Annotated in this window: 18 protein-coding genes and 2 pseudogenes; 10 read left to right on the forward strand and 10 right to left on the reverse strand. The window is 70.9% G+C overall.

From position 1 onward, the window contains the following. Positions 1 to 289 (reverse strand): annotated as a pseudogene (locus tag JWR33_RS00640) (hypothetical protein); the annotation flags it as partial. A 192-nt stretch (positions 290 to 481) separates the two neighbouring features. Between JWR33_RS00640 and JWR33_RS00645 the strand changes: the two are divergent. Then, positions 482 to 1,171, forward strand: coding sequence for an alpha/beta family hydrolase (locus JWR33_RS00645; RefSeq protein WP_297408543.1), 690 nt, complete (start codon positions 482 to 484; stop codon positions 1,169 to 1,171). 43 nt (positions 1,172 to 1,214) lie between these two features. Here the strand turns inward: JWR33_RS00645 and JWR33_RS00650 are convergent, their stop codons facing one another. Beyond that, complete coding sequence (locus tag JWR33_RS00650) at positions 1,215 to 1,868, reverse strand: LON peptidase substrate-binding domain-containing protein (protein ID WP_297408544.1); 654 nt, start codon at positions 1,866 to 1,868, stop codon at positions 1,215 to 1,217. A 92-nt stretch (positions 1,869 to 1,960) separates the two neighbouring features. Beyond that, positions 1,961 to 2,560: a TetR family transcriptional regulator gene (locus JWR33_RS00655; RefSeq protein ID WP_297408545.1), complete on the reverse strand. Its 600-nt coding sequence runs from the start codon at positions 2,558 to 2,560 to the stop codon at positions 1,961 to 1,963. A 61-nt stretch (positions 2,561 to 2,621) separates the two neighbouring features. On the opposite strand from JWR33_RS00655, the gene JWR33_RS00660 reads away from it, so the two are divergent. Continuing rightward, entirely contained in the window at positions 2,622 to 3,128 is a 507-nt protein-coding gene (locus tag JWR33_RS00660; RefSeq protein ID WP_297408546.1) for a cupin domain-containing protein, read from the forward strand. Between the two features lie 114 nt (positions 3,129 to 3,242). On the opposite strand, the gene JWR33_RS00665 is transcribed toward JWR33_RS00660, so the two are convergent. Beyond that, entirely contained in the window at positions 3,243 to 3,464 is a 222-nt protein-coding gene (locus tag JWR33_RS00665) for a DUF4177 domain-containing protein (RefSeq protein WP_297408547.1), read from the reverse strand. A gap of 132 nt (positions 3,465 to 3,596) precedes the next feature. After that, entirely contained in the window at positions 3,597 to 4,670 is a 1,074-nt protein-coding gene (gene ychF, locus JWR33_RS00670; protein WP_297408548.1) for a redox-regulated ATPase YchF, read from the reverse strand. Between the two features lie 287 nt (positions 4,671 to 4,957). Here ychF and JWR33_RS00675 point away from each other — a divergent pair, with 287 nt between their 5' ends. After that, the gene (locus JWR33_RS00675) at positions 4,958 to 5,545 is read left to right on the forward strand and encodes a 3'-5' exonuclease (RefSeq protein ID WP_297408549.1); all 588 of its coding nucleotides are present in this window, start codon (positions 4,958 to 4,960) and stop codon (positions 5,543 to 5,545) included. 71 nt (positions 5,546 to 5,616) lie between these two features. On the opposite strand, the gene JWR33_RS00680 is transcribed toward JWR33_RS00675, so the two are convergent. Then, positions 5,617 to 7,107 carry a CoA-acylating methylmalonate-semialdehyde dehydrogenase gene (locus JWR33_RS00680; protein ID WP_297408550.1) on the reverse strand — a complete coding sequence of 497 codons (1,491 nt, stop codon included), beginning with the start codon at positions 7,105 to 7,107 and terminating at the stop codon, positions 5,617 to 5,619. 71 nt (positions 7,108 to 7,178) lie between these two features. Here JWR33_RS00680 and rmuC point away from each other — a divergent pair, with 71 nt between their 5' ends. Next, on the forward strand, positions 7,179 to 8,708 hold the full coding sequence (gene rmuC, locus JWR33_RS00685; RefSeq protein WP_297408551.1) for a DNA recombination protein RmuC: 1,530 nt from the start codon (positions 7,179 to 7,181) through the stop codon (positions 8,706 to 8,708). Positions 8,709 to 9,021: 313 nt separating this feature from the next. Here the strand turns inward: rmuC and glpX are convergent, their stop codons facing one another. Together glpX and JWR33_RS00695 are read right to left on the reverse strand one after the other, a co-directional pair. After that, on the reverse strand, positions 9,022 to 10,008 hold the full coding sequence (glpX, locus tag JWR33_RS00690; RefSeq protein WP_297408552.1) for a class II fructose-bisphosphatase: 987 nt from the start codon (positions 10,006 to 10,008) through the stop codon (positions 9,022 to 9,024). Between the two features lie 46 nt (positions 10,009 to 10,054). Further along, on the reverse strand, positions 10,055 to 10,189 hold the full coding sequence (locus JWR33_RS00695) for a hypothetical protein (protein WP_297408553.1): 135 nt from the start codon (positions 10,187 to 10,189) through the stop codon (positions 10,055 to 10,057). A gap of 348 nt (positions 10,190 to 10,537) precedes the next feature. Between JWR33_RS00695 and fbaA the strand changes: the two genes are divergently transcribed. Continuing rightward, positions 10,538 to 11,563 (forward strand): class II fructose-bisphosphate aldolase, encoded by a 1,026-nt coding sequence (gene fbaA / locus JWR33_RS00700; protein ID WP_297408554.1) that lies wholly within the window; start codon positions 10,538 to 10,540, stop codon positions 11,561 to 11,563. Between the two features lie 84 nt (positions 11,564 to 11,647). Here the strand turns inward: fbaA and JWR33_RS00705 are convergent, their stop codons facing one another. Further along, positions 11,648 to 12,208: a DUF6264 family protein gene (locus JWR33_RS00705; protein WP_297408555.1), complete on the reverse strand. Its 561-nt coding sequence runs from the start codon at positions 12,206 to 12,208 to the stop codon at positions 11,648 to 11,650. 5 nt (positions 12,209 to 12,213) lie between these two features. Next, complete coding sequence (locus tag JWR33_RS00710; RefSeq protein WP_297408732.1) at positions 12,214 to 13,254, reverse strand: 4-hydroxy-3-methylbut-2-enyl diphosphate reductase; 1,041 nt, start codon at positions 13,252 to 13,254, stop codon at positions 12,214 to 12,216. Positions 13,255 to 13,343: 89 nt separating this feature from the next. On the opposite strand from JWR33_RS00710, the pseudogene xseA reads away from it, so the two are divergent. The 5 genes and pseudogenes from xseA to JWR33_RS00735 all read left to right on the forward strand — a co-directional run. Then, positions 13,344 to 14,638: pseudogene (gene xseA / locus JWR33_RS00715) on the forward strand (exodeoxyribonuclease VII large subunit); the annotation flags it as partial. Continuing rightward, complete coding sequence (locus tag JWR33_RS00720) at positions 14,578 to 14,808, forward strand: exodeoxyribonuclease VII small subunit (RefSeq protein WP_297408557.1); 231 nt, start codon at positions 14,578 to 14,580, stop codon at positions 14,806 to 14,808. The pseudogene xseA and the gene JWR33_RS00720, both read left to right, overlap by 61 nt. After that, complete coding sequence (locus tag JWR33_RS00725; RefSeq protein ID WP_297408558.1) at positions 14,805 to 15,455, forward strand: DUF4245 domain-containing protein; 651 nt, start codon at positions 14,805 to 14,807, stop codon at positions 15,453 to 15,455. The genes JWR33_RS00720 and JWR33_RS00725 overlap by 4 nt, the downstream gene beginning before the upstream one ends. Next, positions 15,452 to 16,099, forward strand: a complete 648-nt coding sequence (locus tag JWR33_RS00730; protein WP_297408559.1) for a carbonic anhydrase — start codon at positions 15,452 to 15,454, stop codon at positions 16,097 to 16,099. The genes JWR33_RS00725 and JWR33_RS00730 overlap by 4 nt, the downstream gene beginning before the upstream one ends. 41 nt (positions 16,100 to 16,140) lie before the next feature. Further along, positions 16,141 to 17,535 (forward strand): class II fumarate hydratase, encoded by a 1,395-nt coding sequence (locus JWR33_RS00735; RefSeq protein WP_297408560.1) that lies wholly within the window; start codon positions 16,141 to 16,143, stop codon positions 17,533 to 17,535. The last annotated feature ends 23 nt before the right edge of the window (positions 17,536 to 17,558 follow it).

The raw sequence follows: 17,558 nt of genomic DNA on the forward strand, positions 1-17,558 counted from the left end.
CCACCTTGGGCTGCCCGGTGACCCCGGACGACTTCTCGGCCCACGCCAGCTGGCTGGAGAGGCAGGGATTGGTGTCGTTGGCGAGGCCGCCGGTCACGCCGACGACGGCGAACGCCTGTCCCTGCGGAAGCTTGGTGCCGCACTGCGGCCACGAGACGTCGATCCCGAGCGTGCTGCTGCTCTGGTCGGCAGCGATCGGCCTCGCGGCGACCGCCGCGACCGGGGACGCGCATGTCAAGCCGGTTGCCACGAGCGCCGCGGTCAGGATCGTGAGAGCGCGGCGGTGCATCCGGCAAGTATGCGGGACCGGGGGCCACCGTCAAAGTGACTGGGCGTACCCAATTCGGGCGACCGCGCCGCCGAGGCCGGCGTCTGCACGCCCCCGCCGACGCCCGGTTCCCGAAACGGCGGCGGAATTCGGCGGGTCGGCGAGGGCGGACGCGTCTGGAAGCCTGTTCGGCCGCTGAGCTACGGTCGGGTCGTGCAGCTCGACGTCGACACCGAGGCCGGTCCCGCGCGGCTCACCGTCGACGCGCCCGATTCCGCCGCGCGCCCCCGCGCGGTGCTCTGGCTCGGCCACGGAGCGGGCGGCGGGATCGGGGGCCCGGACCTGCTCGCGATCGCCCGCGCCCTCCCCCTCCGCGGCATCTCGGTCGTGCGCCATGAGCAGCCGTGGCGGGTCGCCGGCCGCCGGGTCGCGTCCCGCCCCGCCGCCCTCGACGCCGCGTGGCTGCAATCGGCTGCGGCGGTCGCCGGGCTCGTGCCGGGAGCGCCGCTGATCGTGGGCGGCCGCAGCGCAGGCGCACGGGTCGCGTGCCGGACGGCGGCCGAGGTCGGGGCGATCGGCGTGCTGTGCCTCGCCTTCCCGCTCCGCCCGCCGTCGACGCCGGACCGCACCCGGCTGCCCGAACTCCTCACCCCCGACGTTCCGGTGCTGGTGCTCCAGGGCGAGCGGGACACCTTCGGCACTGCGGCTACCGTCGCGGCTGAGGTCGAGGCCGCACAGTCGCCCAACGTCCGCGTGGTGACCGTGCCGGGCGCCGACCACTCGATGAAGGTGCTGGCACGCTCTGCCGTGCCGCCCCGGGAGGTGGCGGCTCTGATCGCCAGCACCGTCGCGGACTTCCTCGATGACCTGCTCGCTGGCCCTCGGGAACACCTCGTTCGCTAGTCCTTCGCCGGAGAGCGGCAGCCGTCGCGTCGGCCGAGATCGCTCAGAGCTCGCCGAACCCGTCCAAGCCGTCCTCGTCACTGGGGTCGATCGCGGAGACCCTGATCGTCTCGAGGGCCTCGATTGCGAGGCGCTGGACGTCAGTGAGGAGTCCCTCGACGCTCGTCGCGCGGAGGAGTCCGACCTGGTCGAGTTCGCCGAGCGGGGCGATCCCGGCGAGCTGCCACGCCGCCCCTACCGGGTCCTCCACGAGCTCCACGTCGGGACTCCACCGCTGCTCCGCGAACTCGCTGGCCTGGGCAAGCACGCGCCGCACGACCCGATGCGTCTCCTCGAGCAGCGGCCGCAGGGCCTCGTCCCAGGCAAGGGCGGGAAGGATGCGGACTTCCGCTCGCGGGTACGGGGCGTCCTCCAGCCACCGTTCCACCTCGAAACGCTGCGCCCCTTCGGCGACGAGGCCGACGAAGCCGTCGCCCTGCAGCAGTTCGGTGATCCGGGCGAAGGTGCCCACGTCGAATCGCTGCTCGCCGCCGCCCACCTCGACCCCGCGCTCGATCAGGACGATGCCGAATCCGGGCTCCTCCTCCTGGAGCACGCTCGCGAGCATCTGGAGGTATCGCTCCTCGAAGATCCGGAGCACGGCGGGCATCGACGGGAAGAGCACCGTGCCCAGAGGGAACATGGCATGCGCGGTCACACCGCCCAGCGTGCCATTCGAGTCTGCTCAGATGCCGAGGGCCGGATCCGGCACGGGGCTTCGAACGTGCAGGCGGAGGGAATCACCCAGACTCAGCGGTCGGCGACCGCCCGGCGGAGAAGCGCGACGGCCGACCAGGTCATCTGCTCGACGGCCTCATCGCGGGTCATGCCGGCGATGTCGAGCAGCCACACCAGGGGCTCGACCCCGGCCACCGCACGCACGGCCACGGCGAGCCGCCGCACGCCCTGCCGGCCGAGGCTCGGGACCAGCGGCTCCAGCGCCTCCTCGAACCAGCCGATGGCACGCCCCTGGCGCAGCGGCAGCTCTCGCGTCGCCGCGTCGGTCTCGAGGGACAGTCGAAGCATGGTCCGCTGCTGCGCCTCGGTGTCGACCACCATGGCCAGGAAGCCGCGGACCGCGGCCTCCAGCCGGAGTTCGGGGTCCTCTCCGATGCCGGCGGGGAGCATGGAGGTCGCTTGGATCTCGGGGTGCGCGGCGACGAGCAGGGACTTCTGGGTGGGGAAGTACCGGTACGCGGTGGTGCGCGAGATCGACGCCGCCTCGGCCGCCTCGGCGACCGTGGGAGGCCGCCCTCCACGCGCGACGAGGTCCCGCGCGGAGGCGATCAGGGCCAGCCGGGTGCGCTGCTTCTGCCTGGCGCGCCCGCTCTCCTCGTAGGCCGTTGACATGGCCTAGACGGTACCGTAGTTTCGTCATGGGACTTGAGTCCCACGAAGAAGGGACACGACGATGACCTTCACGACGCCGCTGATCCGCACCGCCGAGCAGGCAGAACGCCGCTGGTTCTCCGGCGGCGGCCTGCACACCTGGCTGGTGCACGAGGGCGAGGTGGGCGGCGACTTCCTCCTCTTCGAGGACGATGTCGAGCCCGGCAAGAGCACGCCGCTGCACACCCATCCGGAGGCGGACGAGACCTTCTACGTGCTGGCCGGCACCATCGTGCTGCACGTCGAGGGCGTCGAGACGGAGCTTCGAGCGGGCGGGGTGGCGGTGGTTCCCCGCACAGTTCCGCACGCGTTCCTCGCCGGCTCCGATGGGGCGCGGCTGCTGTGCCTCCATACGCCGGGCGGCGGCGAGGCGTTCTACCGGACAGCGAGCGAACCGGCCCGGAATGGCGAGCCCGCTCTCCCGGTCGACTTCGACCGCATCCGGGCGGCGGCGACGTCCACCGGCACCATGCGCATCGTCGGCCCGCCGCCGTTCGCGCACGCGATGGGGGCCTCGACGACCGGGTGAGGCCGACCGGCTTGCGGGTCACCCGCCGGGACGCTCGACGAGCGGCTCGGTGCCGCAGAGATTGCCGGCCGGGTCGAGGAAGCCCGGAGTGCCGCCCCGACCGCTCCCCGAGTGCTACGAGAGTCGTTCGAACACCAGCGTCGCCTGGATGCGGTCGGCACCGCCGAAGCCCTTGCTGCCGGACGCCGAGGTCGTGATGGTGTGCAGTCGATAGCCGAGCGACGCCTGGGTGTTGATCGCCTTCTCGAGCTCGGTGAGGTTGCCGGAGCCCGTGCCCAAGATCTTCTCCTTCAGCACGACCTGGAGTACGACATAGCTCATTCCGTTCGCCGCCATCAGCGTCTCACCTTCTCCCCGCGCGCCCCAGTGGCGTTGTCGCAGGTCCCCCAGTCATACACCGCGGCGGAGACAGAGGAGGCGGCGACACCGTCTCCCTGATCGCCTGCAGGGACTGAAGGGCGAGGGCACTCAGACGTTGAAGCGGAACTCCACGACGTCGCCGTCCTGCATCACGTAGTCCTTGCCCTCGATGCGGGCCTTGCCCTTGGACCGGGCCTCCGCGATCGTGCCGGTCTCCACGAGGTCGTCGAAGGAGATCACCTCGGCCTTGATGAAGCCCTTCTGGAAGTCGGTGTGGATCACGCCCGCCGCCTGCGGGGCCGTCCAGCCCTTGCCGATCGTCCACGCTCGGGACTCCTTCGGGCCTGCCGTGAGGTAGGTCTGCAGGCCCAGCGTGCCGAAGCCGACCCGGGCCAGCTGGTTCAGGCCGCTCTCCTCCTGGCCGGTGCTCGCCAGCAGCTCTGCCGCGTCCTCCGGGTCGAGGTCGACGAGCTCTGACTCGAGCTTGGCGTCGAGGAACACGGCCTCGGCGGGGGCGACGAGCGCCGACAGCCGCTCGCGCTGGGCCGGATCGGTGAGCACCGTCTCGTCCACGTTGAAGACGTAGATGAACGGCTTCGCGGTGAGCAGTCCGAGCTCCCGGATCGCGGAGATGTCGAGACCGGATGCGGAGAGGGTGGTGCCGGCGTCGAGGACGTCCTTCGCCTTCTGCGCGGTCTCGAGCGCGATCGGCTCCGCCTTCTTGCCTCGCACCTCCTTCTCCAGGCGCGGGATGGCGCGCTCCAGGGTCTGCAGGTCGGCGAGGATCAGCTCCGTGTTGATCGTCTCGAGGTCTCCGGCGGGGTCCACCTTGCCCTCGACGTGCACGACGTCGGGATCGTCGAAGCCGCGGACCACCTCGGCGATGGCGTCCGCCTCACGGATGTTCGCGAGGAACTGGTTGCCGAGCCCCTCCCCCTCGCTGGCGCCGCGGACGATGCCGGCGATGTCGACGAACGACACGGTGGCCGGCACGATCCGCTCGCTCGCGAACAGGTCGGCGAGCTTGTCGAGCCGCGGGTCGGGCAGGCCGACGACGCCGACGTTCGGCTCGATCGTGGCGAACGGATAGTTCGCCGCGAGCACGTTGTTGCGGGTGAGCGCGTTGAAGAGGGTGGACTTGCCGACGTTGGGCAGGCCGACGATTGCGATGGTGAGAGCCACGGGGTACAAGGCTACCGGCGACGCGGACTGCGGCTCGCCCGGGACGCCGCGTCGCGCCGCCGCTCGGGGCGGCCCTCTCCCTCAGCAGGCAGACTTTCGCTCAGCAGGCGGAAAACCGCGTATGCGGGCTGCGGAGAGAGAAATGCCTGCTGAGCGAGAGGGAGCCGGCATCGCACGGCTGCGACGCCCGCGGGATCCCGAGGCGGGGAGAGGCCGCGGCGGGGACGGATCCGGAATCGCCGCAGGACGCGCCCGGGGGCGTCGGAGGCGCGTGTGAGAGTCGGGGCATGCCGCTGGACTTCACTGCAATCGACTTCGAGACCGCCAACCCGTCGAGCGCCTCGGCGTGCTCCGTGGGCCTCGTCAAGGTGCGCGGCGGCAGGGTCGTCGACACGGCGTCGTGGTTCATCCGCCCGCCGTTCGGCCACGACTGGTTCTCGGAGTGGAACACGCGCATCCACGGCATCGACGAGTCGCACATCGTCGATGCGCTCCTCTGGAGCGACCAGCTCTCCGACCTCGTGGCCTTCGCCGGGGACGACGTCTTCGTCGCCCACAACGCCGGGTTCGACATGGGCGTCATCTCCAAGGCCTGCGAGGCGAGCGCGCTCGCGACGCCCGAGTACGAGTACCTCTGCAGCCTTCAGGTGGCACGCCGCACCTACACCCTCGACTCGTACCGGCTGCCGGTCGCGGCGATGGCCGCCGGCTTCGAGGACTTCCGGCACCACGACGCGCTCTCCGACGCGGAGGCCTGCGCGGCGATCATCGTGCACGCGGCGAAGCGTCACGACGCGGCGGACCTCCCGGCCCTCGCCGCGGCCACCAGCGTGCGCATCCGCTCGATCGGCACCGCCGCGGTCCTCGCCCGCTGACCCCCGGACAGCGCGCTCCGGCTCGGATGCGGCGTGCAGCGCGCAATCCGAGCCGGAACGGGCAGATCGGGCTAGCGGTTCTGGGGGAAGCCCAGGTTGATGCCGCCGTGGCTCGGATCGAGCCAGCGGCTCGTCACCGCCTTCTGCCGGGTGAAGAAGTGGAACGCGTCGGGACCGTACGCCTTGGCGTCGCCGAACAGCGAGTTCTTCCAGCCGCCGAACGAGTAGTAGGAGACCGGAACCGGGATGGGCACGTTGATGCCGATCATCCCCACCTCCACCTCGTTCTGGAAGCGGCGGGCCGCTCCCCCGTCATTGGTGAAGATGGCCGTGCCGTTGCCGTACTGGGAGGAGTTGATGAGGGCGACCCCGTCCTCATAGGTGGCGACCCGGACCACGGAGAGCACCGGGCCGAAGATCTCGTCGGTGTAGACGTGCGACGTGGTGGGGACCTTGTCGATCAGGGTGGGGCCGAGCCAGAAGCCGTCCGCCTCACCGTCGACCTCGATGCCGCGCCCGTCCACGACGACGTCGGCACCGTCCTCGGTCGCCTTGTCGATGTAGGAGGCCACCTTGTCGCGGTGCTCGCGCGTGATCAGCGGCCCCATGTCGCAGGAGCGGCGGCCGTCGCCGACCTTGAGGGTCGCCATCCGCTCGGTGATCTTGGCGATGAGGTCGTCCGCCACGGGCTCCACCGCGACGACGACCGAGATCGCCATGCACCGCTCCCCCGCCGAGCCGAAGCCCGCGTTGACCGCGGCGTCGGCGGTGAGGTCGAGGTCCGCATCGGGCAGCACGAGCATGTGGTTCTTCGCCCCGCCGAGGGCCTGCACCCGCTTTCCGTGCTTCGAGGCGGTCTCGTAGATGTACTGGGCGATGGGGGTCGAGCCGACGAAGGAGATGCTCTTCACGTCCGGGTGCGTCAGCAGCCCGTCGACGGCCTGCTTGTCACCGTGCAGCACGTTGAACACGCCGTCGGGCAGGCCCGCCTCCTTGAACAGCGCGGCCATCCAGTTCGCTGCGGACGGGTCCTTCTCGCTCGGCTTCAGGACGACGGTGTTGCCGGCGGCGATCGCGATCGGGAAGAACCACAGCGGCACCATCGCCGGGAAGTTGAAGGGGGAGATGATGCCGACCACGCCGAGCGGCTGGCGCAGCGAGTACACGTCCACGCCGGTGGACGCGTTCTCGGTGAAGTCGCCCTTGAGCAGATGCGGGAAGCCGGTGGCGAATTCGACGACCTCCAGGCCGCGCGTGATCTCCCCGGCGGCGTCGGAGAGCACCTTGCCGTGCTCGGAGGTGAGGACGGCCGCGAGCTCGTCCTTGCGGGCGTTCAGCAGTTCGCGGAAGGCGAAGAGCACGGTGGAGCGGCGGGCGATCGAGGTGTCGCGCCAGCCGGGGAACGCGGCCTTGGCGGCGGCGACCGCAGCGGCGATCTCGTCATCGCTCGCCAGCGCCACCTCGTGCTGCTGCACACCCCTCGCCGGATCGAAGACCGGCCCCGTGCGCCCGCCTGCGCCGGGGTGGTTCCTGCCGTCGATCCAGTGCTCGATGAGGGTCATGCGCTCACTCTATTGCGGCCTGCGGGGCGCGCCCCGCCCCCGATGTCGGACCCTCGACGCAGACTGGCGGCATGGAACTCGCGCTTCTCCTCCTCGCCGGACTGGTCCTCGGCGTCGTCCTCGGAATCCCGTCCGGACTGATCCTGGCCAAGCGCCGCGCCGTGCCGGCCGAGCCCGTGGAGGACCCGCGTCTGGTGGAGGCGCAGCACCAGGCGGCGCTGGTCGAGGTGCGCGCCGAGGCGAATGCGGCGCTCGCTCAGGCGAGGGCCGAGGGAAGCGCCGCGCTCGCGCAGGTGAAGGCCGACGAGGCCACCGTCCGCTCCGAGATCTACGCCGACCTGGCTCGCGTGGAGGCGACCGCCGACGGCCTGCGCGCCGAGATCCAGGCGCACGAGAACCGCTACCGCGAGCTGGTGGAGCGCCACGCCCGGGAGATCGCCCTGCAGAAGGAGCGCGACGCCGCGGAGAGCAAGGTGCTGCAGGCGCTGAGCCCTGTGCAGGAGGCGCTGCGCACCATGCAGACCAAGGTCACCGAGATCGAATCGCAGCGCTCCGTGCAGCACGGCCAGCTCGCCCAGCAGCTGCGCTCCGCGGCGGAGTCGGAGGAGCGCCTGCGCAGCACCGCCGAGTCGCTCGCCTCCGCGCTGCGCTCCAACAGCACGCGCGGGGTGTGGGGTGAGACACAGCTCCGCAGCGTCGTCGAGGCGGCCGGCCTGCTGCACCGCGTGGACTTCGACGTGCAGTCGAGCATCACCTCCGACTCCGGCGCCGGCCGGCCCGACATGGTGGTGCACCTGCCCGGCGGCAAGAGCATCGCGGTCGACGCCAAGGTGCCGTTCAACTCCTACATCGAGGCGGCGGCCATCCCGGCGACCGCCTCCGAGGCGGAGCTCGCCCGCAAGGCGTCGCTGATGAAGGCGCACGTCAAGGCGGTCCGCGACCACATCACCACTCTCGGCGGCAAGACCTACTGGGACGGCCTCGCGGCGAGCCCCGAGATGGTCATCGCGTTCATCCCCAGCGAGTCGCTCGTCTCCTCCGCCCTCGAGGCGGACCCGAGCATCATGGAGTTCGCCTTCAGCAAGCGGGTCGCGCTCTCCTCGCCCGTCACCCTGTGGTCGGTGCTCAAGACGGTCGCCTTCAGCTGGCAGCAGGACGTGGTCACCGAGGAGGCGCGCACGCTCTTCGACCTCAGCAAGGAGCTCTACGGCCGCCTCGCGACCATGGCGAACCACCTCTCCAAGCTGGGCCGGTCGATCGAGCGGAGCGTCAAGGACTACAACTCGTTCGTCGGCTCGCTGGAGCGCCAGGTCTTCCCGTCGGCCCGCAAGCTGAACGCGCTGGACGAGTCGAAGATCCTGCCGCCCATCGAGGGCATCGAGGAGTCTCCGCGGGAGCTGACCGCCTTCGAGCTGACGAGCGTCGACGCCCCCGCCGTCGAGGTCACGACCCTGGAGGCGTCCCGCGCGGACAAGACCACCGTGTCGACCCCGAGCATCGAGCTGACCCTCGAGCAGGAGCTCGAGGCGGTGGCCCCCCACCAGCCGGAGCTCATCGACTTCACCTCCGACCGCCGCTCCCCCGCCACCAAGACCGCCTGACGAACAATCAGTAACGGCCTAGGGGAAAGGCGCAGGTTTCTCAGCGGGTGAGGCGAGCGCAGCGAAGCCCCGCCCGTGAGCGGGCGAGGCGAGCGAAGCTCAGCCCCGCCCTGGTACCGACACCCGCCTCGGCGGTACTTCCCTAGACGACTCTCGCACGAGCGCAGCGATGCGCGAGGGGCGGGGCTTTCGGTTCTCTTGCGAGTTTCGGCGGGCTCGCGCAGCGATCCCGCCGATGTCTGAGCTGAGAACCGGAAGCCCCGCCCCTCGCGACCCCAGACGACTCAGCAAGCCAGATAGACGCCCGAGAAGCTCAGAGCCAACGCTCCGCCAGATGCTCCGCGATGACCCGACGAACCGTTCCCGACCGCGACCGCAGCACGATCGATTCGGTCCGGATGATGTCGCCGAGACGCCGCACCCCTTCGACCAGCCCGCCGTCGGTGACGCCGGTCGCGACGAAGAAGGTGTTCTCGCTGCGGACGAGGTCGCCGGCCTCGTAGACGTGGTCCATTTTGAGGCCGGCGTCGATGCCGCGCTGCCGTTCTTCGTCCGTCTTGGGTGCAAGCCTGCCTTGGATGAAGCCGCCGAGGGCTTTGATGGCGCAGGCGGTGGCGACGCCCTCGGGGCTGCCGCCCGTGCCGACGCACATGTCGATGCGGGTCTCCGGGCGGGCGGCGTTGATGCCGCCCGCGACGTCGCCGTCGAGGAGGAGGCGGGTACCTGCGCCGGCAGCGCGAATGTCCTGGATGAGCTGCATGTGGCGGGGACGGTCGAGGACGGCGATCTGCATCTGCTCGACCGGCTTGCCTTTCGCCTTGGCGAGGGCTCGGATGTTCTCGCCGATGGGCTTCCGGATGTCGACGACACCGATTCCTTCGGGTCCGGACACGAGCTTGTCCATGTAGAAGACCATGGACGCGTCCAGCATCGAGCCGCGATCGGCGACGGCGATCATGGAGAGGGCGTTCTGGCGTCCGGCCGCGGCGAGCGAGGTGCCGTCGATGGGGTCGACGGCGATGTCGCAGGACGGACCGTTGCCGGTGCCCACGTGCTCACCGTTGAACAGCATCGGCGCCTGGTCCTTCTCGCCTTCGCCGATGACGACCACACCGTCGAAGTCGACCGTGCCGAGGAACTTGCGCATGGCATCCACGGCGGCCTTGTCGGCGCCGTTCTTGTCCCCGCGCCCGATGAACGGCACGGCACGGATCGCGGCCGCCTCGGTGGCCCGCACCAGCTCCATGGCGAGGTTGCGGTCCGGCTGCGCGTACAGGGGTGCGGTGTCCGAGTCGACCATGGTGGTCCTTCCTGGCGGGGACGCGGCGTCGCGTCTGGCGCCGAGCCTATCGAGGGTGGGGAAGCGAGTTGGAGGCGCCATGCACGGAGAGGGCGTCGAGCACGTCCACGAGAGTGTCCCGGCCGCCGACGTTGCCGGGCACGACGACGTGGAGAAGGGTGCGCCCGTCGTAGACGGGCACGGACCACACGGGTACGCCGGGCAGCACCTGTCCGAGGACGTGGCCCGGGTCGCGCGCCGAGGCCGGCTCGGGCGACGTCGGCGGAGGTGATCCCGCCCTGGGTCACGACGACGTCGACGGCGGGGAGCGCGTCCGGCACGGCACGGCACGGGTGAGCGTGGCCATGACGAGCTCGCCGTGGGCCGGTGTGTCGTGGGTGCTGGATCGGACGCGCTCGGTGGTGACGACGGCGAGGAAGTCAGCGTCGAGGCGTTCCGCCGCGCGGGCGCCGGCCCAACCCGCCTGCAGGGGCCTCGATAGACTCGGCGCGGCGGAAATCGCCACCGTTCGGATCCCGAGGAGAGCCCCATGCCCATCGCCACTCCGGAGCAGTACGCCGAGATGCTCGACCGGGCCAAGACCGAGGGCTTCGCCTACCCGGCCTTCAACGTGTCGTCCTCGCAGACGGTCAACGCCGTGCTCCAGGGCCTCACCGAGGCCGGCTCGGATGGCATCATCCAGGTCACGACGGGTGGCGCCGACTACTTCGCCGGCCACACGGTCAAGAACCGCGCCGCCGGAGCTCTCGCCTTCGCGGCCTTCGCAACGCAGGTGGCGAAGAACTACCCCATCACCGTGGCGCTGCACACCGACCACTGCCCCAAGGACGCGCTGGACGGCTTCGTGCGCCCGCTGATCGCCGCGTCCGAGGACGAGGTCCGGGCGGGACGCAACCCGATCTTCCAATCCCACATGTGGGACGGCTCGGCGGTGCCCCTGGACGAGAACCTCGAGATCGCCACCGAGATGCTGGCCCGCACCAAGTCGATCGGCGCGATCCTCGAGATCGAGATCGGGGTCGTCGGCGGCGAGGAGGACGGCGTCAGCCACGAGATCAACGAGCACCTCTACACGACGCTCGACGACGCGGCGAAGACCGTGGACGCCCTCGGCTTCGGCGAGAACGGCCGCTACATGGCCGCCCTCACCTTCGGCAACGTGCACGGCGTGTACAAGCCGGGCAACGTGCGGCTCAAGCCCGAGCTGCTCGGCGAGATCCAGGCGGGCCTCGCCGAGAAATACGGCACCGGGCCGAAGCCTCTCGACCTGGTGTTCCACGGCGGCTCCGGCTCGAGTCAGGCCGAGATCACCGAGGCCGTCTCCAACGGCGTCGTCAAGATGAACATCGACACCGACACCCAGTACGCCTTCACCCGCTCGATCGCGGACACCATGTTCCGCAACTACGACGGCGTGCTGAAGGTCGACGGTGAAGTCGGCAGCAAGAAGATCTACGACCCGCGCGCCTGGGGCAAGATCGCCGAGTCCGCGATGGCGAAGCGAGTCACCGAGGCGACCCGCGAGCTCGGCTCGTACGGCAGGTCCCAGAGCTGAGGCCGGCCCCGGGTGCCCGTTCCGGCGCGAAGTGACCGCTGCAAGGGCCACTTCGCGCCGGAACGGGCACTTGTGGCCCGAGACTCAGGGGGCCGGGGACGTCTGCGTCTGGATGAAGGCAGGCAGCGCCGGATCGATCAGCATCGCCGCCGACAGCAGCACCATCGTGACGATCACGGCGGTCACGCCGGCGACGAGCGGCACCCAGAAGGTCAGACGAGCGGTCCGCAGGCGCCGCACCGAGATGCCGACGGCGGCGAGGAGCAGCACGACGCTCAGCACGTTGACCGCGATGCCGATCGCCGAAGCGAGGCTGTCGGAGGTGTAGTCGCCCCAGCCCTGCTGGGCGTAGACCTCATCGAGGGTCTGCGGCAGGTGGAGCATCTGCGGGATGGTGGTGAGCACGTTGATCGCGGCGAGCGCGAGCAGGGCGATCGTCACGACGCGGTCCCAGCGCGGAACGGGGCGAGCGCCGGCTCCGCCACCCGCCGGGGAAGCGGCGGAGGAACGAACGGGCGCCGGCTCAGGGGTGGCCGCGGCGGGCGGAACCCGGCTCTCGGCCGAGGCCGCCGACGGCGCGGACGCAGGGATCGGGCCGTACTCGCCGTAGCCGGGCGCCGGTCCGGAGGTGGGACGGTCGGACATCGGCGCTACTCGGCAGCCCGGATGCGGCCGCCGATGGCGCGTGCATCCTGATTGCCGGCGACGTCGCGGCGGAGCTCCTTGGGGAGGGAGAAGATGAGGTCCTCCTCGGCGGTCTTGACCTCCTGGACGTCGCCGTAGCCGGCGTCGGCCAGGTCGTCGAGCAGTTCGCGCACGAGCTCCTCGGGCACGGAGGCGCCGCTGGTCACGCCCACCGTTGCGACACCCGCGAGCCACTCGGGCCGCACCTCGCTGGCGTAGTCCACGCGGTATGCGGCCTTGGCGCCGTGCTCGAGGGCCACCTCGACGAGTCGGACCGAGTTCGAGGAGTTGGCGGAGCCGACGACGATCACGAGGTCGGACTCGCGGGCCACCTTCTTGATCGCGACCTGCCGGTTCTGGGTGGCGTAGCAGATGTCGTCGCTCGGCGGATCCTGCAGGTTGGGGAAGCGCTCGCGGAGCCGACGGACCGTCTCCATCGTCTCGTCCACCGAAAGCGTGGTCTGGGACAGCCAGACGACCTTGTCCGGGTCCTTGACATGCACGTTGGCCACGTCGTCGGGTGAGCCGACGAGCGTGATGTGGTCGGGCGCCTCGCCTGCAGTGCCCTCCACCTCCTCGTGACCGGCGTGCCCGATCAGGAGGATCTCGAAGTCGTCGCGGGAGAAGCGCACGGCTTCGCGATGCACCTTCGTGACCAGCGGGCAGGTCGCATCGATCGCATGCAGTCCCCGCAGCGCGGCCGCCTCCACCACCGCGGGCGATACCCCGTGCGCGCTGAACACGACGTGCGCGCCCTCCGGCACCTCGTCGACCTCGTCGACGAAGACGGCGCCCTTCTTCTCCAGCTCGGAGACCACGTGGATGTTGTGCACGATCTGCTTGCGCACGTAGACGGGGGCTCCGTAGTGCTCGATCGCCTTCTCGACGGCGATCACGGCGCGATCCACCCCGGCGCAGTACCCCCGGGGTGCCGCGAGCAGGACGCGCTTGATCCCGGCGACAGGGGTATCGGTTAGCCTGTTGCGCGCCCGGGGGATCCGGGGCATGCCGAGGCCGATGGTGGCGTTGCTCACCAGGAGATTCTACTTCCGCATGCGTCAACGGCCGCTGAGAGCACCAGCGGGAGGGGCTTGGCATGAGCGACGGTCGCGCGACGGCGGAGGCCCCCTGGCCGGTGGGAATGCTGGCGGTCAAGCTCCGCGACTACATCGACCGGCTCGGCACGGTGTGGGTCGAGGGCGAGATCACGCAGTGGAGCGTCGGCGGCGGCACCGTGTACGGCAAGCTCAAGGACCTCGACCAGGACGCCACCATCGGATTCAGCGTGTGGTCCTCGGTGCGTGCCCGCATCCCGAACGACCTCAAGCAGGGCGACCGCGTCATCGCCCTGATCAAGCCCAACTACTGGGTCAAGGGCGGCTCGCTCACCATGCAGGTGTACGAGATCCGGCACGTGGGTCTCGGCGACCTGCTCGAGCGCCTGGAGCGTCTGCGGCGGCAGCTCGCGTCGGAAGGCCTGTTCGCGGCGGAGCGCAAGCGGCCGCTGCCGTTCCTGCCCGGGCGAATCGGGCTCGTGACGGGCAAGGACTCCGACGCCGAGAAGGACGTGCTTCGCAACGCCCAGCTGCGCTGGCCGGCGGTGCAGTTCCGGGTGCAGTACGCCGCGGTGCAGGGTGATCGGGCCGCCAGCGAGGTCGCTGCGGCGATCCGCAAGCTCGACGCCGACCCCGAAGTGGACGTGATCATCGTCGCCCGCGGCGGCGGCGACTTCCAGAACCTCCTGGCCTTCAGCGACGAGGCGCTCCTCCGGGTGGCGGCGGCGACGACCACTCCCCTGGTCAGCGCCATCGGCCACGAGGCGGACCGTCCGCTGCTCGACGACGTCGCCGACCTGCGCGCCTCGACCCCCACGGACGCCGCCAAGCGCGTCGTGCCCGATGTCGCCGAGGAGCTGTCCCGCATCGAGCAGGCCCGCGCGCGCATCCGCAGCCGGGTCACGCACACCGTCGCCATCGAGGTGGACCGCATCGCGGCGCTGCGCAGCAGGCCCGCGCTCTCGAGCACCGGCTGGATCGTGGACCAGCGCGCGGACGAGCTCTCCCGCCACCTCGCCCGCGGCGGCGAGCTGGTGGACCGGGCGCTGGAGAAGGCGGGCCGGGTGGCCGCGGAGCTCTCCGGGCGCCTGCGAGCGCTCTCGCCGCAGAGCACGCTGGCGCGCGGCTACGCCATCGCGCAGCTCGAGGACGGCACCGTCCTCCGCGGCACAGGCGATGCGCCCGCCGGGACCCGGCTGCGACTCCGCCTGCCCGACGGCTCTGTGGGGGCCGTGAGCAGCGGCCCCGTCGGCGACCGCGAATAGACTGGCTGCCATGGCAGATCAGCCCGTTCCCGTCGCCCAGCTCACCTACGAGCAGGCGCGCGACGAGCTCATCCGAGTGGTCGGTGAGCTCGAGCAGGGCGCCGAGACGCTCGAGCGGTCCCTGCAGCTGTGGGAGCGCGGCGAACAGCTGGCCCGCCGCTGCGAGGAATGGCTGATCGACGCACGCGCCCGGCTGGACGCGGCGCGCTCCGCGCAGTCCCAGTCGACGACAGCAGGATGAGCGACCCCGCGCGTCCGCCGCGCGTCGTCGCCGAGCTCGGGCGCCCCGAGACCGCGGAGGAGACCGCGGCGCGCAAGGAGGAGGACCGGCGCAAGCGGCGCGGTCGGCAGACGGTGAACAACCTCTGGTACTCCCTGCTCGTCACCGTCGGCGTGGTCGTCGTGATCATCCTCCTCGTGCCGCGCGGGGCCCAGGACTTCGCCCCGAACGTGGACTATCCCGCCGCCGCCCAGGAGGCGCAGGGCGCGGTCGACCAGCCCCTCGCCGTTCCGGAACCCGGCAAGCAGTGGCGCTCCAACGCTGCGCAGCTGCGCACCGAGACCGCCGACGGCGTGGTCTCCTGGTACATCGGCTTCCTCACCCCGCGCAGCCAATACCTCGGCTTCAGCCAGGGCATCGACGCCAACGAGAGCTGGCTGGTGCAGCTCCTCGACGGGGCCCGCGCGGACGGCACGGTGACCCTCGGCGGGTTGGAGTGGACGGTCTACGACGACCGGGCCAGCGGCGCCCAGGGCAACGTGTCCTACGCGCTGAGCACCACGACGGCGACCGCCGTCTACGCCGTGTACGGCACCGCGGATCCGGATGAGGCGGCCGCCCTGGCGACCGCCGTGGCGCAATCGATCAGCAAGGAGCAGGCCGGATGAGCGTACGGAAGACCCCGGCGGCAGCGTGGCGGGAGATGGTGCGGGGCAACCAGCGATTCGTGCGAGGCGAACCCGCGCATCCCCGCCAGGACGTCGAGCGCCGGGCGGAGCTCGCCAACGTGCAGCATCCGGTCGCAGCGCTGTTCGGCTGCAGCGACTCCCGGCTTGCGGCCGAGATCATCTTCGACAAGGGCCTCGGCGACCTCTTCGTCGTGCGCAACGCCGGCCAGGTGATCTCCGACTCCGCTGTCGCCTCGCTGGAGTACGCGGTGGCCGTGCTCGGCGTGCCCCTCATCGTCGTGCTCGCCCATGACCGGTGCGGCGCCGTCCAGGCCGCGGTCGACTCCCAGGGCGGCGAGGCGCCTCCTCTGCCCGCCCACATCCGGCGGCACGTGAGCGCCATCGTGCCCGCCGTTCGCGCCGTCGGAGTCGTCGCGGAGGACGGCACCATCGACCCGACGGCGATCGACACCGACGAGGTCGGCCGGCAGCACCTGAGGAACACCGTGGCGGAGCTCCTCATCGCCTCCGAGCTCATTGCCGACGCGATCGCGGACGGTAGCCTGGCAGTGGTCGGCGCTCAGTACCGGCTCGCCGAGGGACGCGCGGGCCTCGACCTGGTCGTCGGCGACGTGGGCGCGTAGCGCACTCGACCCGACGACCGACCGACAGAAGGGCCCACACAGTGGTGGACACGGAGTACCGCATCGAGCACGACACGATGGGCGAGGTGCGGGTGCCGGCCAGTGCCCTCTATGCCGCCCAGACGCAGCGCGCGGTCGAGAACTTCCCCATCTCCGGGACCCGACTGGAGGACACGCAGGTCGTCGCGCTCGCCCGCATCAAACGCGCCGCCGCCATCGTGAACGGCGAACTGGGGGTGCTGGACGCCGGCATCGCCGCGGCCATCGTGGCGGCAGCGGACAAGCTGATCGCCGGGGCGCACCTCGACCAGTTCCCGATCGACGTCTACCAGACGGGCAGCGGCACGTCCTCGAACATGAACATGAACGAGGTGCTCGCCTCGCTCGCCACCACCGGCCTCGGCTCGGCCGTGCACCCCAACGATCACGTGAACGCCTCCCAGTCCTCCAACGACGTCTTCCCCACCTCGGTGCATCTGGCGGTGACGGAGGGGCTGCTGCGCGAGCTGCTCCCCGCCCTCGACCACCTGGCCGCCTCGCTCGAGGCCAAGTCGGCCCTCTGGAAGAACGTCGTCAAGTCGGGCCGCACCCACCTGATGGACGCGACCCCGGTCACCTTCGGGCAGGAGTTCGGCGGCTACGCCCGCCAGATCCGTCTCGGCATCGACCGGATCACCACCGCGGTGCCGCGCGTGGCCGAGGTGCCGCTCGGTGGAACGGCGACGGGGACGGGCATCAACACGCCCGCCGGGTTCCCGCAGCGGGTGATCGCGATCCTCGCCGAGGACACCGGGCTGCCGATCACCGAGGCCCTCGACCACTTCGAGGCGCAGGGCGCTCGCGACGCGCTCGTCGAGGCGTCCGGGGCGCTGCGCGTGCTCGCCGTGAGCCTCACCAAGATCTGCAACGACATCCGCTGGATGGGCTCGGGACCCAACACGGGACTCGGCGAGCTGCACATCCCCGACCTGCAGCCGGGCTCGTCGATCATGCCCGGCAAGGTGAACCCGGTCATCCCCGAGGCCGTCCTCATGGTCGCCTCGCGCGTGGTGGGCAACGACGCCACCATCGCATGGTCAGGCGCCTCCGGCTTCTTCGAGCTCAACGTCGCCATCCCGGTCATGGGCACCGCGCTGCTCGAGTCGATCCGGCTGCTGGCCAACGCCGCCCGCCTCCTCGCCGACAAGACCATCGACGGGCTCGAGGTGAACGTCGAGCGCGCCCGCGCCCTGGCCGAGTCCTCGCCGTCCATCGTCACGCCGCTCAATCGAGTGATCGGCTACGAGGCTGCGGCCAAGGTCGCCAAGCACGCCGTCGCCCAAGGGATGACGATTCGCGAGGCCGTCATCGACCTCGGCTTCGTGGAGCGGGGCGAGGTCACCGAGGAGCAGCTCACGACGGCACTCGACGTGCTGGCGATGACCCACCCCGGCTGAGCGGCTGACGACCGCCCGGGCTG

The sequence above is a fragment of the Naasia sp. genome (assembly GCF_025465545.1).
Lineage (GTDB): Bacteria > Actinomycetota > Actinomycetes > Actinomycetales > Microbacteriaceae > Naasia.